This window comes from Tardiphaga sp., from assembly GCF_044340795.1.
Classification (GTDB): Bacteria; Pseudomonadota; Alphaproteobacteria; order Rhizobiales; family Xanthobacteraceae; genus Tardiphaga.
Genome location: NZ_JBIISY010000289.1, coordinates 1 through 6,943, shown reverse-complemented (window position 1 = coordinate 6,943; position 6,943 = coordinate 1). Strand labels below are relative to the sequence as shown.

Annotated in this window: 5 protein-coding genes; all 5 read left to right on the top strand. The window is 62.5% G+C overall.

What is annotated here, in order from left to right; all coding sequences use genetic code 11:
* Complete coding sequence (locus tag ACIQ17_RS29085) at positions 1-543, top strand: polysaccharide biosynthesis/export family protein (protein WP_398472896.1); 543 nt, start codon at positions 1-3, stop codon at positions 541-543.
* 393 nt (positions 544-936) lie between these two features.
* Positions 937-2,313 carry an outer membrane beta-barrel protein gene (locus tag ACIQ17_RS29080; protein WP_398472895.1) on the top strand — a complete coding sequence of 459 codons (1,377 nt, stop codon included), beginning with the start codon at positions 937-939 and terminating at the stop codon, positions 2,311-2,313.
* Positions 2,294-4,612: a polysaccharide biosynthesis tyrosine autokinase gene (locus ACIQ17_RS29075; protein ID WP_398472894.1), complete on the top strand. Its 2,319-nt coding sequence runs from the start codon at positions 2,294-2,296 to the stop codon at positions 4,610-4,612. Before ACIQ17_RS29080 ends, ACIQ17_RS29075 begins: the two co-directional genes overlap by 20 nt.
* Positions 4,609-6,003 (top strand): VpsF family polysaccharide biosynthesis protein, encoded by a 1,395-nt coding sequence (locus ACIQ17_RS29070; RefSeq protein WP_398472893.1) that lies wholly within the window; start codon positions 4,609-4,611, stop codon positions 6,001-6,003. The genes ACIQ17_RS29075 and ACIQ17_RS29070 overlap by 4 nt, the downstream gene beginning before the upstream one ends.
* A partial coding sequence (locus ACIQ17_RS29065; RefSeq protein ID WP_398472892.1) for a glycosyltransferase occupies positions 6,000-6,943 on the top strand: 944 nt, incomplete at its 3' end. The genes ACIQ17_RS29070 and ACIQ17_RS29065, both read left to right, overlap by 4 nt.

Genomic DNA, 6,943 nt, shown 5'->3' with positions numbered 1-6,943 from the left:
CTGTCGTTGCTCACGCTTGGTGCAGCCAGTCTTCACGCGCCGAGCGCTTCAGCTCAACAGCGTCTTTCCGCGGCATCGCCATCCGGTGCCTATATCCTCGGTCCCAGTGACCGCGTGCGGCTGAAGGTTTACGGCGAGCCTGATATCACGGGCGAATATGAAGTCGATGCCAATGGCAATGTGTCGATTCCGCTTGCCGGCCAGGTGAAAGCCGCGGGCATGACGACCAAGCAGCTCGAGCGCAACATCACCGCAGCCCTCGCCAAGGGAATCGTGCGTGATCCACGCGTGAATGTGGAGATGCTCGCCTATCGTCCCTTCTATATTCTGGGCGAAGTGAAGAAGAGTGGCGAATATCCGTATCGAGTCGGCCTGACCGTGCTCGATGCCGTGGCAACCGCCGGCGGATACACCTACCGCGCCAATGAAGGCAAAGTGTATCTGCGCCGCTCGGGATCGACGGTGGAAGAAATCTATCCGATGGACGCGCCGGTACTGATCTATCCCGGCGACAATGTGCGCGTTCCGGAACGATACTTCTAAATCTCATCTCATTCTCACCATTCTCTGTTGATGAGTAGCACCCGACCCGTGGCAACCGGCATCACTGTTGCATTGCCATAGTCTCGTCTCTTTGCGCTGCGTACTCTTGTGCAGTGCGATGAACTAACTTTCGCATGCAGCGTTGTGACGAGCGAAAGGGGCCGTTTCATCAAACGTGTGTTGAGCGTGAGCTAGCGGGGGCGCTTTGTTCATCATGGACTTGCCGGTTTTGCAGGCTCGGCGATGAACTTCTAAGCGGCAAATCAACTCGACGACAGTTCGGTCGCGAAGGCCTGACACCTTCGCAAGGGATGCGTGATGGAATGTTCGCCGGCAGCAATGGACGAGGACGCGAACGCGATGCGCACACGCGCATGGCGCGCGACTCTTGCCATGCGGCTCCCGCGTCTGGCGCCACTCCCTGTCATTACAATTCTGCCCGCGGCTGCGGTCCTGCTCGGCATCGCCTCGCCCGGGCATGCGCAAGCAATCCAGAACACCATGGATCCCCTCGGTTCGCCGTGGAACGCGCAGCGCATTTTCGAACCATCCGCCCTGCCGGAGCTCGAGCATCGCGACACCCGCGACAGCAATGGCGAGCCAATCGCGCCGGAAGACACCCCGGTGAAGGGACGGCAGCATGCAGGCTACGAGCCCGTAGGCATCCGCCACGGCTCGTGGATGTTCAATCCATCGCTGATGACCGGCGCGCTGTATGACAGCAATGTGTTTGCTTCAAATACGCAGAAGAATGCAGACATCGCGGCCACGATCGAACCGAGCCTGCGCGCGCATACGCTGTGGGAACGACACGGCATCGATCTCAAGCTCAATTCGCAGACCACGGTCTATAACCAGTATTCGAGCCTCGACCAGACCAATGCGAGCCTGAAGGGCGCCGGCTGGTTCGATGTGGCCCACGACATGGTGGTGCTCGGCAGTTTCCAGATCGCACATCTGAATGAAGGCGTGGGCTCGCTGAGCTCGCCGACCAATGCGATCACGCCGACACCTTATAACCTGTTCTCCGGCGACCTCACGTTGCGCAAGGAATGGGGCCGGCTCACCACCTCGGTGGGCGCCCGCGTCGATTCGTATGAATTCGGCACCGCGCGTGCGCAGGATGGCAGCATCATCGACCAGAGCGCACGCGACGGCCAGATCTATGCGGTGCATGGCCGGGTCGATTATGCGTTCTCGCCCTCGCTCGGCTGGTTCGCCGGCGCCGAGGGCAATCAGCGCGACCTGCGCGGCATTCCCGGCTCGTCCATCGATTCCACCGGCTATCGCGTGCTGTCCGGCTTCACCGTCGGTCTCGGCCGGCTGGTGAAGGGCGAGTTCGGCGGCGGCTATGTCGAGCAGCGTTTCGACAATCCGCTGATCGGCACCGTGTCCGGTCCTTCCTATCGCGCCAAGCTGACATGGAGCCCGACGCGGATGCTCGACATCCATGTGAAGGCCGAGCAGCTGGTGACGCAGACATCCGATACGTCGTCCACCGGCGTGCTCGCCAATGCCGTGCAGATCGGCGCCGACTATGAGCTGCTGCGCAATGTCGTGCTGTCCGCCTCCGCCGGCTACGAGAAAGACAGTTTCTTCGGCCAGGATCGCCGTGACAACGTCACCAGCACCAATGCCAGCGTCAAATATCTGATGAACCGCTTCAGCGCGATCTCGGCCTATCACCGCTACACATCGCGCGACAGCAATGTGCCCCTGTTCAGCTACGACAAGCACCAGGTAGGGATCAATGTTACAGCGCAATTTTGATCAGGCCTATCCTGCGTCCGATCCGGTCCCGACATCCGTCGAGGGCTGGAAGGCACCGACCGTCGATCTGCGCGAGATGGCCCGCATCCTGCGCCGCCGCTGGCGCGTGGCGCTGGCGCCGGCCGCAGCACTCGCCGGCGTCGCGCTCGTCTATCTGATGATGGCGACGACGCTCTATACGGCCGTCTCCACGGTGCTGGTCGATCCGCGCCGCGCGACCATGATCGAGACCAACCAGACCACGCCGACCAATATCGGCACCGATGACGCGACCATCGAAAGCCAGTCGCTGTTGATCCAGTCGGTGGCGACCGCGCAGCGCGTGGTGGACAAGCTGAAGCTGACGCAGGATCCCGAGTTCATGCCGAAGCCCGGCCTGCTCGATCCGATCAAGAACCTGTTCAAGAGCCTTTTCAAGGGACCGCAACAGTCCGGCGGACTGAGCCCCGAAGAGATCGCGCGCGCCAATGCGGTGGACATGCTGCAGCAGCGCATGAAAGTGGTGCGACAGGGCACGACCTTCCTGGTCGATATCGCCGTCAGCTCGGAATCGCCGACCAAGGCGGCGACCATCGCCAATGCGGTGGCTTCTGCCTATTTCGACGAGCAGGTGCGCGCCAAATATGATTCGACCAAGATCGCGGCCAAGTGGCTCGGCGGCCAGATCGACGACCTGAAGAACCGCGTTGTCGTCTCGGAGAAAGCGGTTGCCGATTATCGCGCGGCCAACAATCTGTCGGTGGCGCAGGGCGTCACGGTCAATGACCAGCAGATCACCGACCTGAACAACAAGCTGATCGCCGCCCGGGTGCAAACCGCGGAATCGCGCGCCAAATATGATCAGGTGCAGCAGCTGTCGAAATCCGGCGCCGATGCCGGCGGGCTGAATGCCGCCGTGTCCTCGGACATGGTGAGCAAGCTGCGCGCGCAATATGCGGACATCGCCAAGAACGATGCCGATCTGACCAGCAAATATGGCCCGCGCCATCCGCTGGTGGCGAATACCCGCGCGCAGCTGAAGGACACGCAGAAGCTCATCAACGAAGAGCTGCGCCGCATCGTCGAGAGCACCAAGCACGATTACGAGGTGTCGAAATCCCGCGAGGCGTCGCTGCAGGACAGTTTCGACAAGCTGCAGGGCGTCTCCACCACGTCGAGCCAGGCGCTGGTCCGCCTGCATGAGTTGCAGCGCGAGGCGGAAGCCAATCGTACGCTCTATGAATCCTATCTCGCGCGCTCCAAGGAAACCACGGCGCAGGAAAGCCTCGAGCTGCCGGATTCGCGCATCGTATCCAACGCGACCGTGCCGCTGTTCCCGTCGGCACCGAAGTCGAAACTCATTCTCGGCCTCGCCATCCTGCTCGGCCTCGGCGCCGGCACCGTGCTGGCGTTCCTGACCGATTATCTCGACGGCAAGATCAAGACGCTCGAACAGGCCGAGAGCATCACCGGCGTGCCTGCCCTCGCCGCACTGCCCGCCATCGGTGCACGCGAACTTGCCTCACGCGCCAAGCGCGGCCGCAAGGATCTGGAGAATTACGATCCACGCACCATGCGGCTGCTACCGGCCTCGTTGCAGCCGCCGCTCATGCGCTATGCCATCGAGGAGCCCGGCACGTTCTTCGCCGAGGCGATCCGCGCGGTACGTCTTTCGATCCAGCGCGCGCGGAAAGTCGCGCCGGTGAAGACCGTGCTGGTGACCTCCGGTCTCGAAAGCGAAGGCAAGACCACCTTTGCCGGCAATCTCGCGCTGTCGCTGGCGACGCTCGGCATCAAGACGCTGCTGATCGATGCCGACCTGCGCAATCCCGGCATGACCCGCGCACTCTGCCCGAACGCCGATGCCGGCCTGTTCCAGGTCGCCACGGGCGAGGTGCCGCTGGAGCATGCGCTGCTGTTCGACCGGTCGAGCGGCCTGTCCATCCTGCCATCGCCGGCGATGAAGGATGTCGATGTCATCACCGAGCTGATGTTCTCCGAACAGATGGTGGAGATTCTCGACCGGCTGAAATCGCATTACGAGCTGATCATCATCGATTCGCCGCCGCTGATCCCGTTGGTGGATGGCCGCGCGCTGGCCGAACTCGCCGATCGCATCCTGCTCGCCATGGCCTGGGACCAGACGCCGCGCGAAGTCGTGCAGCACACGATGGAACTGCTCGGCCCCGTGCATGACCGCCTGCTCGGCACCGTGCTGACCCAGGTCGATCTCTCGAAGATCCGCTTCTACGACTATTATCGCAGCTCGGCTTACCTCAAGCCTTATGGTGTCCCCGCAACCGCGGGGGCAGCCCGGTGACGCTGACCCGATCCGCATCGCCGCATCACCTGCAACGTCACGGCGCCTTTGCCGCGGTCGGCGGCGCGCGCGTGCCGCAGCGACGTCCGCTGCCGGACGTCACGCAACTGATCAATGTGGCGATCATCGGCTTGCTGACGCTGGCGATGATCACCGTCTTCACGCTGTCCGGGAGCGTGCTGACCAATATGGGCGTCAAGTACCTCACCTCCGGCGGCAACTTCCTCCACAAGCTGCACCCGACGACCTTTCTGACCTTCATGGCGACGCTGCTGCTGCTGATGCGCGGCGGCGATCCGATCGGCGAGATCAATCGCGCCTTCTCCGATGCAAAGCTGCTGCTGGTGCATCTGTTCTGCTGGTTCGCCCTGCTGATGCAGATGTTCGTGCTCGATCGCCCCTTCACGGTGATCATCGACACCTTCCTGCTGCCGGTGCTGCTGTGCCTCCTGATCTGGCGCCTGACGCCGCAACAGCGCAAGCCTCTGATCTGGGCGCTGCATGCGGCGATGCTCTTGAACATCGTGATCGGCTATTACGAATTCGCCTCCGGCCATCGCATCGTGCCGCTGACGCTCGGCAGCATCGTGGTGATGGGGGAATGGCGCTCGGCCGCGCTGCTCGGCCATCCCCTCACCGCATCCGGCATCGTCGCCGCCTATATCATGGCGCTGGTGCTGCGGCCGGCAGTGTGCCCGCCGCTGATCATCCGGATCCCGCTCATCACCTTCGCGCTGGGCTCGCTGATGGCCTTCGGCGGGCGAACGGCGCTGATGACGGTGCTCACCGTGCTCGCCATCATGGGAATGATCGAGGCCTATCATCTCATTCGCGGCAAGCGCGTGCCGCTGCTGGTGGCCGTCGGTGCAATCTGCCTCATTTTCGCCGCCGCCGGTCTTGTCTTTGCCGCCTACTCGCTCGGCATTTTCGACAAGATGCTGCTGCGCTTCTCGTCGGATAAAGGCAGCGCCATGGCCCGCGTCGCGACGTTCGACATGCTGTCACATTTCCAGTGGGGTGAACTCGTGCTCGGGCCAAGTCCCGTGCGTGTGAATGCGCTGCAATCCCAGCTCGGCCTCAATTATGGCATCGAGAATTTCTGGGTGTCCTGCATCGTGCAGTTCGGCCTGGTCCACACCGTGCTGATCACGCTCGGCCTCACCTGTTTCGCCATCGAACTGATGCGGCGGTCCAGCCCCGCGGCTTGGTCCATCCTGCTCCTGATCCTGATGATCGCGGCAAGTTCTGTCAGTTTTTCCTCGAAGAACATTCAACTGGCGCAATTGGTGCTCTTGATCGCGCTATTGCTGCCGCGTGATCAGCGGCCGGCCGTGCCGCCGCCACGGATGCGTTCGCGGCCCCCCATGATTCGGGATCAGGAGTTCGCATGACCATTTATGTCGATCACACCCATCTCGGCCGCCATGTCACGGGTCTCGAACGCATCACCCAGGAACTGTTCTCCGAGGCCGCGCTGAAGCCGCTCGATGTCACGCCGGTGACATCCAGCGGCACCCGCCAGATGATTACCACACAGACGATCGGCTTGCCCGCGCGCCTCGCTGCCTCCAGCGCGCTGCTGCTCTGCCCCGGCTTTCCGCCGAGCCCGCTGCTGCGGCCATTCGCAGAGCGCGTGCTGCCCTATATCCACGACGACTTCCTGATCACGCGCAGTGCCGACCTGAACATCCGCGCCAAACTCTATATGGCAGCGCCGTTCAAGATGGCGCTCAAGCACTATCCGCGCTTTCTCACCAATTCGCGCGACACCTTGCGCAAGATCAGCGCCTATACGCGCTCCGATGCCGAGATCACGCTGTATCGCCCGCCCGTGCGCAACGTGTTCAATCTGCAGTCGACAGGTCGCGATGCGCGCGATGTCAGCGCGTCACCTCTGCGCGTCGTCGCACTCGGCACTGTCGAGCCACGCAAGAATTTCGTCACCGCCGGCCATATCGTCGGCGCGCTGCGCCAGCACGGTTTTCCCGGCGCGACACTCGACATTGTCGGTCGCAAGGGCTGGGGCGACGATTGGATGACGCTGGAGCGCATGCCGGGCGTGACGCTGCATGGCTATCAATCGGCAGAGAATGTCACCCGCCTGCTCGATCAGGCGGATATCTTTCTATGTACGTCTCATGACGAAGGCCTGGGCCTGCCGCTTCTGGAAGCGCAATATGCCGGACTGCCTGTCGTTGCGCCCAATGCACCAGTGTTCCATGAGGTGCTCGGCAATTCCGGCATCTTCATCGACACATCCGATCACGGCAATGCCGCCGCGCAGATCGGCGCTGCCATCGCCACGCCAAAGTGGCGCCCCCAATATATGGC